General features: G+C 38.5%; 10 protein-coding genes. All 10 read left to right on the top strand.

What is annotated here, in order from left to right; genetic code table 11:
* Positions 1 to 231 precede the first annotated feature (231 nt).
* The 10 genes from GSQ74_RS11535 to GSQ74_RS11490 all read left to right on the top strand — a co-directional run bounded on the left by GSQ74_RS11535 (position 232) and on the right by GSQ74_RS11490 (position 20,164).
* Positions 232 to 1,485 (top strand): efflux RND transporter periplasmic adaptor subunit, encoded by a 1,254-nt coding sequence (locus tag GSQ74_RS11535; protein WP_158993371.1) that lies wholly within the window; start codon positions 232 to 234, stop codon positions 1,483 to 1,485.
* A gap of 59 nt (positions 1,486 to 1,544) precedes the next feature.
* Complete coding sequence (locus tag GSQ74_RS11530; protein ID WP_158993369.1) at positions 1,545 to 2,222, top strand: ABC transporter ATP-binding protein; 678 nt, start codon at positions 1,545 to 1,547, stop codon at positions 2,220 to 2,222.
* A gap of 142 nt (positions 2,223 to 2,364) precedes the next feature.
* A complete protein-coding gene (locus tag GSQ74_RS11525) occupies positions 2,365 to 4,743 on the top strand; it encodes an ABC transporter permease (RefSeq protein ID WP_254060870.1) in 2,379 nt (792 codons plus the stop codon).
* A 25-nt stretch (positions 4,744 to 4,768) separates the two neighbouring features.
* Complete coding sequence (locus GSQ74_RS11520; RefSeq protein ID WP_158993365.1) at positions 4,769 to 7,195, top strand: ABC transporter permease; 2,427 nt, start codon at positions 4,769 to 4,771, stop codon at positions 7,193 to 7,195.
* 26 nt (positions 7,196 to 7,221) lie between these two features.
* Entirely contained in the window at positions 7,222 to 9,597 is a 2,376-nt protein-coding gene (locus tag GSQ74_RS11515) for an ABC transporter permease (RefSeq protein WP_158993363.1), read from the top strand.
* A 29-nt stretch (positions 9,598 to 9,626) separates the two neighbouring features.
* Positions 9,627 to 12,059 carry an ABC transporter permease gene (locus tag GSQ74_RS11510; protein WP_158993361.1) on the top strand — a complete coding sequence of 811 codons (2,433 nt, stop codon included), beginning with the start codon at positions 9,627 to 9,629 and terminating at the stop codon, positions 12,057 to 12,059.
* An 11-nt stretch (positions 12,060 to 12,070) separates the two neighbouring features.
* Positions 12,071 to 14,467, top strand: a complete 2,397-nt coding sequence (locus tag GSQ74_RS11505; protein WP_158993359.1) for an ABC transporter permease — start codon at positions 12,071 to 12,073, stop codon at positions 14,465 to 14,467.
* Positions 14,468 to 14,494: 27 nt separating this feature from the next.
* Entirely contained in the window at positions 14,495 to 16,852 is a 2,358-nt protein-coding gene (locus GSQ74_RS11500) for an ABC transporter permease (protein ID WP_158993357.1), read from the top strand.
* A 23-nt stretch (positions 16,853 to 16,875) separates the two neighbouring features.
* Entirely contained in the window at positions 16,876 to 19,335 is a 2,460-nt protein-coding gene (locus GSQ74_RS11495; protein WP_158993355.1) for an ABC transporter permease, read from the top strand.
* 151 nt (positions 19,336 to 19,486) lie between these two features.
* Positions 19,487 to 20,164: an ABC transporter ATP-binding protein gene (locus GSQ74_RS11490; protein WP_158993353.1), complete on the top strand. Its 678-nt coding sequence runs from the start codon at positions 19,487 to 19,489 to the stop codon at positions 20,162 to 20,164.
* The last annotated feature ends 18 nt before the right edge of the window (positions 20,165 to 20,182 follow it).

Raw genomic sequence — 20,182 nt, 5'->3', positions numbered from 1 at the left:
TATAGGGGCTTATCACCTTATGCCAAACAAGCAAAAAGCCTGCACCAAATCCAAATACCTGTAAAACAGCTTTTTTACATATTTTGCTTAAATTACACTGTATCATAACCGAACACTTGCTGTAACAATAGCGTACGGTCTGTTTTGATATTTAGCTTATAAGGTGCTGTAATACAGTGTCTTAATTTGTGGCATGTGATTGTATTAGCAATAGTTAAATATATTATAACCGTGGATAGAATTATAGAAAAAAAGAAGTGGAATAGTAAGCGCATTATGCTTATAACCGGTATTACGGCGCTTGTTGTATTAATCACTTTATGTATTGTTTTTGGTTCGGGTAAAAGCAAATTAACAGTTGATCCTGAACGCATCACTATTAGCGAGGTTACTAAAGGCCCTTTCCAGGAGTTTATCCCGGTTAACGGTGTGGTGCTCCCAATAACAACTATTTATTTAGATGCCGTTGAAGGCGGTAGAGTTGAAAAGCTTTATGTAGAGGATGGTACAGATATGAAAAAAGGCGACCCGATCATGAAGTTATCTGATTTAGACCTGGAGTTAAGCCTTGCCAACCAGCAAACGCAGGTATTTAACGTGTTAACACAAATGCAAATATCACGCGACCAGGCGCAGCAAAATACTATCGGCAAATTGCAAAACCTGGAAGATGCTGATAATACCTTAAAAGAAGCTACCCGCTTGTATACGCTTGATAAAAAATTATATGCGCAAAAAGCTATCGGCTTTCAGGAATATCAGATCGCGTTAAATGCTTATGATTACGCGGTAAGCAAAAGAAAGCTAAACGCGCAGATATTAAAGCAGGATTCGGTATCTGTAAAAACACAGTCCCAACAGTCGCAGGAATCATATACCAATATGAAAAATACGCTCGACCTGATGAAACAAAAAGTTGGTGACCTGATCGTAAAAGCGCCGGTTGACGGACAACTTACCTCTATGGATGCTGAAGTTGGGCAAAATATAGACAAAGGGGTACGTTTGGGTGAAATTGACGTCATGTCAGGATACAAGGTGAGGGTGAATATTGATGAGCATTATATATCACGTGTATATAATGGTTTAATGGGGGACTTTTCATTTGCTGATAAAACTTATAAGCTGAAAATAAAGAAGGTGTTTACACAGGTTACCAACGGCCAGTTCCAGGTGGATATGGAGTTTATAGGGGCAGTGCCTACGGGTATCAGGAGAGGCCAAACGCTACAGATAAGGCTTGCTTTGAGCGATGAAACACAGGCGATATTAGTGCCTAAAGGTGGTTTCTATCAAACTACAGGTGGAAACTGGATATTCAAGCTAAGTGCTGACGGTAAAACCGCTTATAAGGTTGATATACAATTAAACAGGCAAAACCCTGACTATTACGAAGTGACCAACGGTTTACAACCCGGCGATAAAGTAGTAACATCAAGCTATGATACTTATGGTGATATGCAGGAACTGGTATTAAGTAAATAATAAACGAATTAAGAAAATATAGAAAACACACGCCCATTGGGTATATAAAAAATACGGAAATGATAAAAATTACCAATCTTGAAAAATTTTACCGTACCGAAGAGGTAGAAACCATTGCATTAAACAAACTATCCATGCATGTGGATACAGGCGAATTTGTAGCCATTATGGGCCCATCGGGTTGCGGCAAATCAACCTTGCTTAACATTTTAGGCATGCTGGATGACCCGGATGAAGGCAGCTATGTTTTTAACGACATTGAAGTAGCGCACTTTACCGAGCGTAAACGTGCCGATCTGCGTAAGCACAACATCGGCTTCGTTTTCCAAAGTTTTAACCTGATTGATGAGCTTACTGTGTTTGAAAATGTAGAGTTGCCGTTGATCTATACGGGCGTACCATCAGCGGAACGTGTAAAGAGGGTAGAGGAAGTGTTGGACAAAATGCAGATAATGCATCGTCGTAATCACTATCCGCAGCAACTATCAGGTGGTCAGCAACAGCGTGTGGCTATTGCCCGTGCAGTGGTAAACAAACCTAAACTAATCCTTGCGGATGAGCCCACCGGTAACCTGGATAGCAGCAACGGTAATGATGTAATGGAACTATTAACCGACCTGAATGAGCAAGGTACAACCATTATCATGGTAACACACTCTGAGCATGATGCCCGTTACAGCCACCGCATTATCCGCTTGCTGGATGGCCAGACAGTGATGGAAAACATCATGATATAAAAAGTACTAATTGGTTTTTAGTTTATATAGTTAATAAATGTCTCCGTCGCCCCTCTGTAAAAGGAGGGGCATGGTGGAGAAAATTAATGAAAACAAGAAAAGTCTTATGATCAAGAATTACTTCAAAATCGCGCTAAGAAATATGTGGAAACATAAAACTTTCACATTTATCAATATCACAGGTATGGCTGTTGCTTTCGGGGCAGCGCTGTTACTTACCTTAACCGCGTTTTTTGAGTTATCATTTGATACTTTCCACCAAAATAAAAATGATGTATACCAGCTATACATAGAACAGCACCACGCGAACAGTGTTGATGAGGGCTCCACAATGCCAATCCCCATGACCCCGGCATTGAAAGCAGAGTTTCCTGATGTTGTACATATTACTCGTTATGGTGATTTCGGCGGTAGCGCATTACGCTATGGCGATAAGATATTTAACGATGATGTTAGATGTGTTGATGCCGACTTTTTTAAAATGTTTACGTTCCCGATTGTAAACGGAAGTACTATAAATCCTTTAGCAGATAAAAATGATATTGTTTTATCGGCAACTGTTGCCAAAAATATATTCGGCAATCAAAACCCGATAGGTAAACTTATAGAGTTAAAGGTGGATAACGGCTGGAAGAGCATGAATGTAACCGCTGTTGCTGCCGATGCCCCCAAAAACTCAAGTTTCGATTTTGGGTTGCTTTGCAGGTTTGAGCAATTCCCCGGCTATGATCAAAATATAAATGAATGGAACAGCCAGTCGCATAATGTTTTTTTGCAATTGCCGACAGGCGAAAAGCAGGCAGTATTTGAGCAAAAGCTAAAAACATTTGTTCAAAAACATTACGATGCTTCTATTAAACAATTAATACATGATGGTGCCAAGCCGGATAATAACGGTCAGGTTTTAAGTCTGCATCTAATTCCATTGACTGATATTCACTTTAGTGCTATCAGTTCGCAATCAAGGGCGATAAGTAAATTTTATCCTTATCTGGTGTTATTGATAAGCTTGTTTATCATGTTTATAGCCTGCACTAATTTTATTAATCTTTCATTAGGGCGTGCCTTTACACGGGCAAAAGAAATTGGTGTTCGTAAAGTGATCGGCGCAACAAAAACGCAGTTAATCGTTCAGTTTTGCAGTGAGTCGTTTGTTATTTGTGGCATATCGTTAATATTAGGTGTAATAGCAGCCTGTATCTTTTTGCCGCAATATAAATTAGCGTTTAATCAGCAGGTTTCCTTAAATATTTTAGCCTCTCCGGCAATTATAAGCTACATTTTAGGAGGTTTTGTTTTAATAAGCCTGTTAGCAGGTGGCTATCCTGCATGGCTTATGTCTGTTGGTAAAACAGCTCAAACCGTTAAAGGCAAAGTGGGTGCCGGGCAGTCGAGTAGTTTGCGCAACAGTTTAATGGTGGTGCAGTTCGCGTTATCAAGCTTGCTTATTATCTGTACTGCTATTACCTGGCAACAGCTTAATTATATGCGTACAAAGCCACTTGGTTACAACAAAAGTGAGGTTGTAAGTATCCCAATCGGCAGTAATATCGATCCTGAAAAAGCACTTACGCAAATGAGGTCGAAGTTGTCGTCATATCCACAAGTAGTAAGTGTTACCGGCACTGATATGAATTTGGGTAAAGGGCTTGATAATAGTTCCTCTACCTCAATAATGTCATTTAATTATAAAGGCAGAACGGTAAGCACAAATTGGCTAAGGGTTGATTATGATTATGTAAAAACACTCGGGCTGCAAGTTGTCAATGGGCGCGATCTTTCCCGTTCATTCGGTGCTGACTCCACAATGGTGCTTATCAATCAAAAAATGGCTGAAGAGTTAGGTGAGAAAAATCCAATCGGAGATTTATTGCCTACAGATGGAGCTAAACTGCAAGTCGCAGGTATCGTAAAAGATTTCAATTTTAAATCGTTGCATCATGAAATAGCTCCCTTAACAATGGTTATCCGCACCGGCTGGCCCATTAATTACATATTGGTAAGAGTGAAATCGGGCAACCTGGCATCTAGTATGGCACTTATTAATAAAGTATGGAAGGATACAAATCCACATACCGAAGTTGGGGCATCTTTCCTGGATGAAAATACAGAGCGACAATACAATAAGGAGACTGATCTCTCAAAAATATTCGTTACAGGGGCTATTATATCCATCGTGATCTCTTGCATGGGCTTGTTCGCCATAGTTATTTTAATCATTACGCAACGCACAAAAGAAATAGGCATACGCAAAGTGCTTGGGGCAAGTGTAAACAACATTTTGTTCCTGATAAGTAAAGACTTTTTGAAACTGGTGTTAATTTCAATCTGTATCGCATCGCCAATTGCCTGGTATGCAATGGATAAATGGTTGCAAGGTTTTGAATATCGTATACAAATACAATGGTGGGTATTTGTTATAACCGGCACTATAGCGCTAATTATAGCATTTGTAACCATTAGCTTTCAATCAATAAAAGCAGCGGTATTAAATCCTGTTAAAAGTTTACGAAGCGAATAAGTATTAATTATAGCATTAAATCATTATGATAAAGAATAGCATAAAAACCGCCTGGCGAAGTTTGTTACGTAACAAAAGCTATGCGTTAATTAACATTGTTGGTTTGGCTATAGGCATAGCAGCGTGCCTGCTTATATTTTTGATTGTCAATTTTGAAACCAGTTTCGATAACTTTCATAAAAATAAAGGTCAGATATATCGTATAATATCGGCTATACATACCCCTCAAGGTATTAATCTTGGTAGTGGTGTTCCCCTGCCAACAGCCGAAAGTATAAGGTTAGATTTTCCACAAGTTAAACAGGTTGCCGCTATAATGCTGGAATTTGGCGCTCATTTTACCATAGGGGATAATAGCCAAGGACAAACAGCTAAAATTTTTAAAGAGGATGATACTTTTTATGTGGAGCCTCAATTCTTCGACATATTTAATTTTGGATGGCTTGCGGGTGATAAAAAAACAGCTTTATCAGATCCTTACACTGTTGCCTTAACCCAGAATGAAGCCGATAAGTTTTTTGGCGATTGGCATAATGCGATGGGCAAGGTTATTAAGTTAGGAGATAAGAAAGGTTACAAAGTAACCGGCATATTAAAAAACATGCCTGCCAATACTGATTTTCCGCTTAAGGTAGTTATGTCTTATTCCTCCATACGAGCCAAGGGGAGCGATTATTATGATAATTTTAAAGATTGGGTGAGTATTTATGGTTCTAATAATTGTTTTATTGTATTACCCGAAGGTCAAAATATCGCCCAATTTAATAATCAGCTTACTGCTTTTGTTAAAAAGCACAAACCCGCTGATTATGCTAAGGACGGTATGCAATTACAGGCTTTGGGCAATATGCATTACGATAGCGAGGTTCAACTTTTTAGAACAGATGCTTTTAGTAAAAGCCTTATTCGTTCCATCAGCTTAGTTGGTTTGTTTCTTTTGATCATTGCGTGTGTAAACTTTATTAACCTGGCTACAGCACAGGCGGTAAACCGCTCAAAAGAAGTTGGGATACGTAAGGTTTTAGGTAGCAACCGCGAGCAATTAGTTATACAGTTTATCAGCGAAACGCTAATAGTTACCGTTTTTGCAGTATTGTTGTCCATTTTAATAGCGGAAGCCGTGCTGCCATATTTAAACCATTTATTAGATATACACTTAAGTAATGATTTTATTTTAGCACCACCAGTAATATTATTCCTTGTTTTAGTAATAGCAGGTGTTACGCTTTTGGCGGGCTTGTATCCTGCAATGATATTATCCGGTTTCAATCCTATCGCGGCGCTCAAAAATAAGTTTGTTTCAACTAAATCAAGCGGTGTATCATTACGCAGAGGCTTAGTGATATTGCAGTTTTGTATTGCGCAGGTATTGGTAATTGGTACTTTGGTAATTATTAAACAGGTAGATTATTTTAGGAATAAACCACTTGGTTTTGCTAAAGATGCTGTTGTTACCGTTCCTTTCCAGAATGATAGCGTAAGTTTAACCCGAATAAACACCCTGCGCGATCAGCTTTTGCAGCAACCAGGTATCAATAAAGTGAGTTTTAGCTCCGCAAGTCCATCAGATAATATGGGATGGTCTACCGATTTCAAGTACAACAACTCATCTAAACAAACAGATTTTAATGCCGATTTAAAATGGGCCGATGTAGATTATTTCAGTCTGTATAAATTACAATTAGTTGCGGGCCATATTTATGCTAAAACTGATACTGTACACGAGTATGTAGTAAATGAAGCTTTATTGAAAAAATTAGGCATTACTAATCCTAACGATGCTATTGGGAAGAACCTGGAATTGTTTAACGATAAAACTAAGAATGCCCGTATTGTAGGCGTTGTGAAAGATTTTAATGTCAGATCATTGAAGCACGATATACCACCTGTTATAATGGCTGCGTATAAATCCACTTATCAGGTTATCAACATAAAAATACAACCAACAAATATTAAGGAATCACTGGCATCCATCGAACATTTATGGAATAATACATTCCCTAATAATTTGTATGAATACCAGTTTTTGGATACCAAGATCGCCGCCTATTACAAAAGCGAAGAGCAGCAGTCTGATCTTTGTAAGATCTTCGCCGGTATAGCCATATTTATCTCCTGCCTGGGCTTGTATGGCCTAATATCGTTTATGGCATTACAGCGTACCCGCGAAGTGGGTATACGAAAAACACTAGGCGCATCAGTAAGCAGTATTGTTTATTTGTTTTCTAAAGAGTTCACGGTACTTATCCTTTTATCATTTGCTATATCGGCACCGTTGGGTTGGTATTTTATGAATAAATGGTTGATGGATATTACTTATAGGATAACATTAGGCCCAGGGATATTTTTATTGGCTATAGCGGTTTCAATAGTTATAGCATGGTTAACGGTTGGCTACAAAGCAGTTTCTGCAGCGTTAGCAAATCCGGTTAAAAGTTTACGAAGCGAATAAAATATTAATTATAGCATTAAATCATCATGATACAGAACTATTTTAAAATAGCGTGGCGAAATATAAAAAAGCATAAGGCTTTTTCATTTATCAATGGAGGAGGGCTAACGTTGGGTATAGCAAGCTGCCTGCTGCTGTTATTGTATGTATCGTACCATTTAAGTTTCGATCATCAGTTTAAAAATCTTGATAATATTTATGTGGTAGAAAATAATCAGCACGGCGATGGTCAGATATATACCTTTGCGTCGACACCGGGCGCGGCAGCAGCAGCTATAAAAGCTGAGGTGCCAGGTGTTGTGCAGTCTGTTCGTGTTGATAATTATGGTGGGGGAAGCCTTATCAGCTACAAAAATAACAGTTTTAAAAAGGTAGGCCTGTATGCGGACTCTGCTTTCTTCTCAATGTTTTCATATCATTTTATTAAGGGTAACCCGCTTACTTCTTTAACACAACCTAACTCGATAGTAATTACTGCGGACTTCGCAAAAACGCTTTTTGGTAATGCTGATCCTATGAACAAAATGGTGACTCGCAATAATAACCTGCCGATGATAGTTACCGGCGTTATTGATAATATACCCGCCAATGAATCATACCAGTTTGATTTTGTGATGCCATATGTGCAATTTGAGAACGATAATGCCTGGGCCAAAGGTCAAAATTGGAGAAATAATTTTTGCCAAACCTATGTTCAGTTAAAAGATGCCGGATCATTAAACAGGGCTAATTCAATTTTAAAATCTATTGTTGCGCGTCATAATACCGGCAATACTAACCAGTTTTTTCTATTCCCGTTTTCAAAAACGCATTTATATCAAAAATTTGAAAATGGCAAATCTGTTGGCGGCAGCATCAGTCAGATCCATTTATTCGAAGCACTTGCATTATGCATTTTGTTGATTGCATGCGTTAATTTCATGAACCTTTCTACCGCCCGTTCGGAAGAGAGAGCAAAGGAGGTTGGCATACGAAAAGCTATCGGCTCAAACAGGGCGTCGTTAATATGGCAGTTTATTACCGAGTCGCTAATATTATCTTTCGTATCAACTATAGTGGCGGTGATTATATTGGTCTTATGCCTACCGTTTTTTAATACATTACTCAAAATCAAATTGTCATTACCTATTGGAGATTGGTCTACCTGGGTATTAATACTATCCATAGCTCTTGTTACCGGCCTACTTTCGGGGAGTTACCCGGCCTTTTATCTATCATCTTTCCAGCCTATAAAGGTGTTAAAAGGGATGTTTAAAGGCGGGGGTAGTGCACTTCCTATACGTAAAGTGTTGGTAGTGGTACAATTTGCATTTGCTGTTTTTTTAATAACGGCCACCATTTGTGTATACCGACAAATACGTTTTATACAAGGCATGGGCAACGGGTATGATAAAAACAATCTGGTTGAAATACCTATAGAGGGTGAATTAGGTAAAAAAGCCGAAGTTTTGATAAACGAGTTAAAAAGAGATGGCGCAATAACCGGCGCCACTGGTACATCGCAAAGTATAACGGAAAATGGTAGCAATACCTGGGGCATTAGTTGGCCGGGGAAAGATCCTAAACAACAAATATTGGTTGACATATTTTATGCAGGGTATGATTTTACGCACACCACAGGTGTTAAATTATTAGCGGGACGAGAATTTTCACCCGATTATCCGATTGATACCAACAGTAAAACCCCTACGGTAATGCTCAATGAAACGGCTGCCAAAATTATGAAATTGAAACAGCCTGTAGGTTCAATAATTAAATATGGTGATCAACAGGTAACTGTGGTTGGTGTTTATAAAGATTTTGTATGGGGCTCACCATATAGTAAAATACCACCTATGGTTACTTTTTGTGATGGTTATGGCGGTTCTGTATTAACGATGCGATTAAATCAGGCACATAGTATAAGCAGCAACATCGATCAGATAAATAAAAGTTTAAAAGCTATTAACCCGGCATACCCGTCAACCATAAGTTTTGTTGATAGTGAGTTTGAATTGAAATTTGAGAATGAAAAAGTTTTGGCGATGCTGGCTAACCTGTTTGGCGGCCTGGCGATCATAATATCCTGCCTCGGTTTGTTTGGGCTTGCTGCTTATGCTGCCGAACAACGTACAAAGGAAATTGGCGTACGTAAAGTTTTGGGCGCTACTGTAAGCAATTTGGCAGGGCTGCTTTCTAAGGATTTTTTAAAGCTCGTGCTTATCGCTATAGTATTTGCTGTCCCGGTATCTATATGGGTATTAAATAAGTGGCTTCAGAATTATGAGTTTCGAATAGACTTGAGCTGGTGGATAATGACTTCAGCAAGCATAATTACCATTGTTATAGCAATGGCTACTGTTAGTTACCAAGCTATAAAAGCAGCACTAGCTAATCCCGTTAAAAGTTTACGAAGCGAATAATTAGTTTAACATCAATCACAACCATCACCATGATAAGGAATTATATAAAAACGGCTTTTCGTTCCCTTCAAAAAAACAAAGGGTTTACAACAATTAATGTGCTGGGGCTTGCTTTAGGGCTTGCAACCTGTTTGCTTATAGTTTTTTATGTGGTTGATGAACTGAGCTATGATAAATACAACGTAAATGCCAGCCGAATTTACCGTGTAAACGAAGACCTCAAGCTGGGCGATAACAAAGTACAATACGCCGTTTGCATGGCGCCACTTGCGCAAACCTTAAAGAATGATTTCCCGGATGTGGAGAATGCTGTCCGTTTAAAAAGGATTAGCGGCATGCATGTAACCAAGGGCACTGAAAGTATTATAGAAGACAACGTCTTATTTGCCGATCCTTCAGTTTTTGATGTATTCACATTGCCCGTAATTTATGGCGATAAAAAAACAGCATTAATCGAACCTAATACGGTGGTTATTACCGAAGCAATGGCCAAAAAGTATTTCGGCAGGTTGAATGTGGTTGGCGAAAATTTAATAATAGATGGTAATTTGCAGAAACCTATTAAGGTTACTGCTGTAATTAAAAATATACCTGAGCAGTCGCACTTTCATGCAGATTTTCTGTTGTCGATGTCATCCTATCCCGATAGTCGCTCGACTGAATGGTTGCGGAGCGATTATAATACTTATGTGTTGATGCGCAAAGGCGCTGATTATAAAAAACTGGAAGCACAATTCCCACAGTTTTTAAGGAAATATAGTGGTGGCCAAATGCAGCAGGAGCTCAACATGAGCTATGATACCTTTGAAAAGAATGGCAGCTTTTTCAGGTTGAATATGATGCCGTTAACAGATATACACCTGCACTCCAACCTAACGGTAACAGGAGAACTTGGAATAAACGGGAACATTGAGTATGTATACATTTTTTCGGCTATCGCGATATTTATATTGTTGATTGCCTGTGTAAACTTCATGAATTTATCTACTGCAAGGTCGGCTAATCGTGCACGCGAGGTAGGGGTACGTAAAGTATTAGGCTCGGCACGTAAACACCTCATGTTTCAATTTTTAGCCGAATCAACTATGGTTACTTTCATAGCTGTAATTATTGCTTTGGCTGCCGCTATGTTGGTATTGCCGGCATTCAATCACTTTGCAGGTAAAAATATCGTTGTTAACAGTCACACATTGATTTGGCTGGCACCATCGGCATTAATCGCAATTTTGTTGATCGGTTTTTTAGCGGGTTTGTACCCGGCCTTCTTTTTATCGGCATTTAACCCTATGCAGGTACTAAAAGGTAAAATATCAGCAGGCTTTAAAGGTGGCGCCTTACGTAGCTTTTTAGTGGTGTTCCAGTTTTCAATCTCTATTTTTCTGATCATCGGCACGCTGGTCATCTATAACCAGCTTCACTACATTCAAAACCGGGACCTGGGTTATAACCGTAACCAGGTACTTATTATTGAACATGCCTTTGAATTAGGCGACCATGCTAAAACATTTAAACAAGAAATAAAACAATTACCCGGCGTTACCAATGCTACACTAAGTGGTTATTTGCCTACTACATCAAATAGGAGTACAGGTATATTTTATAAAGAAGCTGCCGTCGATCCTAAAAGATCACTATTTCCGCAAATATGGAGTGTTGATGAAGATTATATCAGCACGCTGGCGATGAAAATAAAATCGGGCCGTGATTTCTCCGCTCAAATGCCATCAGACTCCAACGCGATTGTGATCAATGAAGCCGCAGCGAAATTCCTGGGTTTTACTGATCCGGTAAATAAGATCATTTTCCGGTCATCAGGTGGGCCTAATCCAACTTATAAGCCCTACACCATTATTGGTATGGTTAAGGATTTTAATTTTAGTTCACTGCGCGATAATATTTCGCCGGTAGTGATGCAGCTTAATGCCGACAATAGTAGTTTAAGCATCAAAGTAAATACCGCCAACATCCCTGCGCTACTTTCGCAGATAGAGGCTAAATGGAAAGATTTTACACCTGTGCACTTCCAATACACCTTCATGGATCAGGATTTTGATGCCATGTACCGTTCCGAGCAGCGCATCGGGACGATATTTATAGCATTTACCACTTTAGCTATTGTTATAGCCTGTTTAGGGTTGTTCGGCTTAGCCGCCTACGCTGCCGAGCAACGTACTAAGGAAATAGGTATCCGAAAGGTATTAGGCGCAAGCATAGCAACCATTGCAGGCATGTTATCGCTTGATTTTATAAAATTAGTGTGTATTTCTATACTTATTGCCTCACCAATTGCCTGGTATTTGATGCAAAAATGGTTGCAGGATTTTGCCTACAGAATAGGCATAGGGTGGTGGGTGTTTGCAATAGCAGGTGTTGCAGCATTATTTATCGCTTTTATTACCATCAGTTTTCAATCTATCAAAGCAGCAATTGCAAACCCGGTGACTAGTTTAAGAAGCGAATAACAAATAATATCATGATAAAAAATTATCTGAAAATAGCTTGGCGTAACCTTGTGAAAAACAAGGTACATACCTTTATTAATGTGGTTGGCCTATCGTTAGGCATGGCGGTAGTTATGTTGATTTCATTATGGATATATGATGAGCTATCATATGATAAATACTTTCATAATTATGATCGTATTGTACAGGTAATGCAGCATCAAACAATCAATCATAATACAATAACACAAGTGGATATTCCAATTCCATTGGGTGCTAAACTTCGTCAGGATTATAGTCAAAATTTCAAATACCTGGTTTTATCAACTTATACAGATCAACATGTTATTTCTCACGGAGATAAGAAACTGAATCAGTTAGGTAACTTTATGCAAGCCCAGGCCCCGGATTTATTAACCTTAAAAATGATAAAGGGTAGCCGTTCCGGATTAACCGATCCCTCATCAATTATGCTTTCCGCATCATTGGCTAAAGCGATTTTTGGTAATGCTGATCCTATGAATCACCTAATGAAAATAGACAATACATTGAATGTTAAAGTTACAGGTGTATATGAGGATATGCCAAAAAATACTTCATTTAATGATATGGCATATATAGCACCGTGGGATTTGTTTATGACCACTTACCCTTATCTGAAAATTGCAGCAACGCGATGGGGTAATAATAGTTGGCAATTATTCGCGCAATTAAATCCCGGCGTTGATGTAAACAAAGTATCTGCTGATATAAAATATATCAAACAAAGAGCCCTCCTGGCGCAAGGGGATAAGGTGGGTAATGAATTTAAGCCTGTTGTTTTTCTAAATCCAATGAGCAGATGGCATTTATATTCTGCATATAGCAATGGTGTAAATGTTGGTGGTAAGATAGAATTTGTTTGGATGTTTGGTATTATTGGTTTGTTTGTGCTGATACTAGCCTGTATTAATTTCATGAACCTTAGTACCGCTAGATCAGAGAAGAGGGCTAAAGAGGTAGGTGTCAGAAAAACATTGGGGTCAGACCGTAAACAATTGATTGGCCAGTTTTATACTGAATCGTTATTGATGTCGAGCCTTGCGTTTGTTATTTCATTAATGCTTGTACAGCTTGCATTACCATGGTTTAATCAAATAGCTGATAAACAACTTGTTATTTTGTGGGGTACCCCTGTATTTTGGATAATAGCTATAGCTTTTAGTTTGCTAACGGGTATAATGGCAGGTAGTTATCCCGCATTATACCTTTCCTCATTTAAACCGGTAAAAGTGTTAAAGGGTGCTTTTAATGCCGGCCCTTATGCAACGTTACCACGTAAAGTGCTGGTGGTGCTTCAGTTTACGGTTTCTATTACCTTAATTATCGGTACTGTTATCATTTTTCGGCAAGTTGAATTTACCAAGAACAGGCCTGTTGGTTATGGCAGAGAGGGACTAATTCAAGCCCAATTAAGAACAGAGGTTATTCATAAACACTTTGATGCAATAAAATATGATCTGTTAAAATCAGGTGCGATAATAAATATTGCTGAGTCAAACAGCCCGCTAACGGGTGTATGGCAACGCGAAAGTGGCTTATCATGGCGCAATAAACCACCCGGATTGCAGGATGATTTTGGGATAATACCCGTAAGCTTTGATTTTGGTAAAACAGTAAATTGGAAAATAATTGATGGTCGCGATTTCTCAAAAGAATTTTTAACAGATTCATCGGGGATAATCTTGAATGAATCCGCGGCAAGGTTTATGAATTTCACTCATCCTGTTGGGGAAACGGTGAAAAAGGATGGAAGAGATTATAAAATTATAGGTGTAGTTAAGGATCTGGTAATGAGTTCACCTTATGAACGGGTTACACCTACTATATTTTCTATTATTGATTATCCCGGTAATATAGTATCTGTCAGGATCAACCCTAACATGAGTACTCATGATGCTATCGCCAAAATAAGCGCGGTTTTTCAACAATATGATCCTGATAGTCCATTCGATTACAAATTTACTGATAGCGAATACGCCAAAAAATTTGATGATGAAGAGCGTACAGGAAAATTAGCTGGTTTCTTTACTGTGTTAGCCATATTTATTAGCTGTTTGGGTTTGTTTGGCATGGCTTCATTTATGGCAGAACAGCGTACCAAAGAAATCGGTATACGAAAGGTACTGGGTGCGTCGGTGTTTAGTTTATGGCAATTAATGTCGCGGGAGTTTGTTGTATTGGTAAGTATCTCTATACTAATTGCAATCCCAACATCCTATTATTTTATGCATGGCTGGATAAGGCATTATTATTACCAGGCTACATTGTCGTGGTGGATATTTGCCATAACTGCAATTGGTGGTTTATTAATTACACTTATTACAGTGAGCTATCAAGGCATAAAATCAGCATTAACAAACCCTGTAAAAAGTTTACGAAGCGAATAGTAATAAATTACTAAAAACTCATCAGCCATGATAAGGAACTACATTAAAACAGCCTGGAGGAACTTGATAAAGAACAAGTTTTATTCAATTATAAATATTGTTGGCTTAACCGCTGGTTTGGCCATTGGCATATTAATATTGTTTTGGGTACAGGATGAATTTAGCTTTGATAGTTTTCATAAAGATGCCAAAAATATTTATCGCCTTGAGCTTTGGGGAGGAACCGGGGCGAGCAGGCAAATATGGCAAAGCACTGTTTACCCGATAGGTGTTTTAGCTAAACAGCAATTGCCCGAAGTGGAGGATGTGGTACGCATTGGCTATAATGGTGATTTTGCGTCCTATAGATACCACGACAAGGTTTTTGCAAATGATCGCGTAGCATATGCCGATCCGTCATTTTTTTCTGTTTTTAGTTTCCCGATTGTATCTGGCAATCCTAATAAACCATTTAATGATGATAATTCGGTAGTTATAACAAAAAGCACAGCGCAAAAGTATTTTGGTAATGATAACCCGATTGGTAAAGTAATTATAGCAGATAATAAGCAAAACTTTACCGTAAGCGGTGTTGTTACTGATTTTCCGGAGAACTCCAGCATGCAATATGATATGATGATGCCGATGAGTTTTAATATTAAACACATGCTTGCGCAAAGAATAGATCTGAGCGATAATTTTGATGAGTATGATTGCTTTACTTATTTAAAACTTAAACCAGGCACGTCGTTAAAAGCACTATCGGCAAAATTGTTTAATATTCATATAAAGCACCACTCTGCCGACACTGATGTGGCTTATTTGCTATTGCCCATAACAAAAATGCATTTATACAATGCTGATCTTACTGATAGGGGCATTACAATGGTAAGGGTTTTCCTGATTGTGGCTATACTGATATTAATTATAGCTTGTATCAACTATGTAAACCTCTCAACAGCCCGTTCAATGCTTCGCTCTAAAGAGATCAGTATGCGTAAGATTATCGGCGCAGCAAAAAGCCAGCTGTTTATGCAGTTTATAGTTGAAACAGCATTGTTGTTTTTGCTTTCAGCGATTTTGGCTTTAGTGCTGATACATTTTTTAATGCCGGTGTTTAATCAATTATCAGGCAAGCAATTAATTTTTGATATAACAGACTATCATGTGTGGATGGTTATTGTTTTAACCATATCGGGCACGTTACTGGCTTCCAGCATCTATCCGGCAATACTATTATCATCATTTGAGCCCCTAAAGGCGCTTAAAGGTAAAATATCATCCAATATTGGTGATGTGATGTTCAGGAAGATATTAGTGGTTACCCAATTTGTGTTTTCAATAATGCTTATAGTGGGCACTATAGTTATTACAAGCCAGCTAAACTATATCCGTTCGAGACAATTGGGGTACGATAGAAGTAATACTTTTTCTTTTCCGATGCGAGATATGGGAAATCATTATGATGCTGTACGAGCAGAACTGTTAAAACAGCCGGGAGTATTGGATATAACGCGCTCAAATCAGAACATCATCCAGATGAATGGTATCTCTGGTGAAACCGATTGGGACGGTAAATTGCCCGGACAAACTTTTATTGTACATCTGATGACCATAGATAAGGACTTTCTGTCGTTTTTTAAGATGAAAATGGCCGCTGGCAAAGGCTTTACCGGAGCTGTAAACGATACCAGCCATTTAATATTAAATGAGGCGGCTGTTAAACAAATAGGTTTAAAAGATCCTGTAGGAAAGCGTTTCCAGGCATGGCACATGAAGGGGACTATTATTGGCGTGGTGAAAGATTTTCATTTCGCGTCTATGAAAGAGAAAATAAGTCCGGCGGTGTTCTACTATTATCCATCGTATTTAGGCAATATTTATATAAGAACAACCGGCAAAGATGCGCCCAAAGCCATCGCGGCAGCACAAAAGCTGTTTAAACAGTACAATGGTGAATTCCCTTTTAGTTACACTTTTTTAGATGAGAAATTTAATGATCTGTATAAAGGAGAACAGCAGGAAAGTTCCCTGTTTAATTATTTTGCTGCAATAGCCATAGGTATTTCTTGCCTTGGTTTGTTAGGACTGGCTGCCTATACAGCACAGGTACGTACCCGCGAAATTGGCATACGTAAAGTATTAGGAGCGGGTGTTAGCAATGTAACCATCATGTTGTCATACGATTTTGTTAAACTGGTACTTATTGCCATTATAATAGCTACGCCCATAGCGTGGTATGCCATGAGTAAATGGCTACAGGATTTTGCCTATCGAATAACTATTGAATGGTGGATGTTTTTAGTTGCCGGGTTACTGGCAATTGTAATTGCATTTATTACCATCAGTTTTCAAGCTATTAAGGCGGCAATTGCAAATCCAATAAAAACTTTACGTTCGGAATAATATTTAATCTTAACCTTATCACAATGTTTAGAAACTATTTTAAAATCGCGATGCGAGGCTTTGGGCGGCAAAAGTTGTTCACGTTTATAAATGTCGTTGGCCTCTCAATAGGCATCAGTGCGGCGGTGGTAATTTACTTGATAGTTCACTTCGATTTTACTTTTGATAAGTTCCATAAAGATGGCGATAGAATATACCGGATTGTAACCAACTATACCTATTCAGGCAATGCGGGTTTTAACAGTGGTGTTTGCGGCCCAATGGGTGGCGCAGTAAAAAATCAGGTAACGGGTATAGAGGTTGTCGCTCCATTTTTTACACTGGGACAGCCGGATGTATTTATTCCCGGAAATACAGCCGTACCGGTACGGTTTAAAAATCAGGAGAATATAATATTAGCCGATGGGAACTACTTTAAAATATTTGAATATAAATGGCTTGCAGGCTCAGCTCAGCATGCTTTGGATGCCCCTAACCAGGTAGTGATAACATCGGATCAGGCTAAAAAATACTTTCCAACATTATCTTACGATCAAATGATTGGCAAAATAGTGACCTATGATACTTTAAAAACTACAGTTACAGGTATTGTTCAAACTATTAAAGAGAACACCGATTTTAATTTTCATGATTTTATATCATATAGCACCAACCAAACTAATAAAACAATTGCTGATCAGTTGCAGCTCACAAAATGGGGCGCTACAAACTCCGAATCACAACTTTTTGTGAAGCTATCACCCAAAACAAAAACAGCACATATAGAAAAGCAGATAAACGGAATATTTAATAAGAATTACAAAGAACGGGCTGGTGTATCGCATTCCTATCACTTACAGCCCCTAAGTGATATGCACTTTAACGAGAATTACTATAACTTTTTTGATGACAGGATTGCCAGTAAAACCACATTATATGGCTTATTGACAATAGCTTCATTTTTGCTTTTATTGGGCTGCATAAACTTTGTGAATTTAACCACCGCACAAGCAACCCAACGCGCAAAAGAAATTGGCATCCGCAAAACGATGGGCAGCAGCAGAAAACAACTTATACTGCAGTTTTTAAGCGAAACGTTTTTTATAACACTTGCAGCTGTAATTATATCAATTGCCCTAACCCCGTTAATTTTAAAACTATTTGCTGATTTTATTGCGCCTGGAATTAATGCCAACTTACTTGGTCAGCCTAATCTTATCCTGTTTTTAGTTATATTAACGGTTATGGTAAGCTTGCTGTCGGGTTTTTACCCTGCTATATTACTGTCGGGTTATAAGCCAATTATGGTGCTCAAAAATCAATCGGTGCCCAATAGCAGTAAAAGCCATAATGCTTACCTACGTAAATCTTTAACCATTACACAATTTATTATAGCGCAGTTTTTTATAATGGCTACTATATTGGTGAGCAAGCAGATATATTATGTTATGCATAAGGATATGGGTTTTAAAAAAGATGCTATATTAATTATAAGCGCTCCTTGGAAAAACCTTACCATTAAAAAAAATAGATTACTAATTGATTACATACGTTCAATACCACAAGTATCATTAGCTGGTTTAGGCGGGCCGCCCCCATCTGAAGATGGCAATAATTCAACAGAAAGTACTTACATGGATGGTAAAAAAGAGGTAAAAATTGAATTAGATGAAAAGTATGGTGATGAAAATTATATCAATGTTTACCATATTAAATTACTTGCAGGTCGAAATTTAAGAGCATCTGATAGTACGAGTGGTTTTTTAATTAATGAAACTTATGCCCGTTTAATAAATCCCCAATATCCGCTTGAGGCGGTTGGTAAGCAAATAGAAAAGTTTAATGGTGACAAAACTATGCAAGTGATTGGTGTTGTAGGAGATTTTAATCAAATGTCTTTACATGAAAGTATTACCCCATTAGCAATTCTAAAAGGCAATCAGACATACAATTACGCCAGGATACATATTGCATTAAAACCCGAAATAGCAGGTGGGAATGAATGGAAAACAGCTATTGCAAGTATGGGTACTTACTGGAAACAAATTTACCCGGATGATGATTTCGATTATAGATTTTTTGATGACAGCATAGCTAAATTTTATGCGAGTGAACAGCATACTGCTACATTGCTGGCCTGGGCCACAGGTTTATCTATATTTATTAGTTGCCTTGGTTTGTTAGGGCTTGCTATATATACTACCAATCAACGTACTAAGGAGATTGGCGTGCGCAAGGTGCTTGGCGCTTCGGTGGCGCAGATAGTAACATTACTGTCGACAGAGGTAGTTTCGCTTATCCTGATAGCTTTTCTGGTAATAACCCCAATCGCCTGGTGGGCCATGAATAAATGGATGCAAAGCTTCGCCGACCGCACCACCATAAGCTGGTGGATATTTGTGCTAAGCGGGGCTGGGATGATTATCACCGCGGTTTTTGTATCGAGTTTTCAAACTGTAAAAGCGGCAATTGCAAATCCGGTTAAAAGTCTAAGAAGCGAATAGTTAACATTGTAAACTGTATCATAACCGAACGCATCCTGTTGCATTAGCGAACAGTTTTGTATTTGTGATTTTGATTTATTGTATTGATTATCAGTAAATTAAAATATTGGTATGTTATTCATACTTATATCATCAAATTAATAATTATAAAATGTTATCACTTCAACATATTTCAAAGTTTTACCAGGTGGGGGGCACCCGCAATTTTGTGATCAATGACATCAGCCTTGAGGTTGAGGCCGGCGAGTTTATCTCTATAATGGGGCCGTCGGGCTCGGGTAAATCAACCTTGCTAAATATTATTGGCATGCTTGATGAGCCATCAAGCGGCTATCATTATTTCGTGGGCGAAACTGTTCATCAGCTTAAAGATAAACAGCGCTCGGCATTATATAAAAAATATATCGGCTTCGTTTTTCAAGCTTATCACTTGATTGATGAACTTACCGTTTATGAAAACATCGAAACCCCGCTTATTTACCAGGATTTTAAAAGCACCGAACGCAAAGCTATGGTTGCCGATATGCTGGATCGTTTTCAGATAGTGGGGAAGAAGGATTTATTCCCGGCACAATTATCAGGCGGGCAGCAACAATTGGTTGGCATAGCCCGTGCATTAATTGCAGGCCCTAAACTCTTATTGGCTGATGAACCTACAGGCAACCTAAACTCCAAACAGGGCGAGGAAATAATGCAGTTATTTAAGAAATTGAATAAAGAGGATGGTGTTACCATCATCCAGGTAACCCATTCCGAAAAAAATGCCGAGTACGGTAGCCGTATTATCAATTTGTTAGACGGCCGCATCGAATCATCAAAACAACTTTGATTGTTATAATATATCTCA

It is taken from the genome of Mucilaginibacter sp. L196 (assembly GCF_009765905.1).
Taxonomy (GTDB): domain Bacteria; phylum Bacteroidota; class Bacteroidia; order Sphingobacteriales; family Sphingobacteriaceae; genus Mucilaginibacter.
This window is presented reverse-complemented; position numbering and strand designations above follow the sequence as displayed.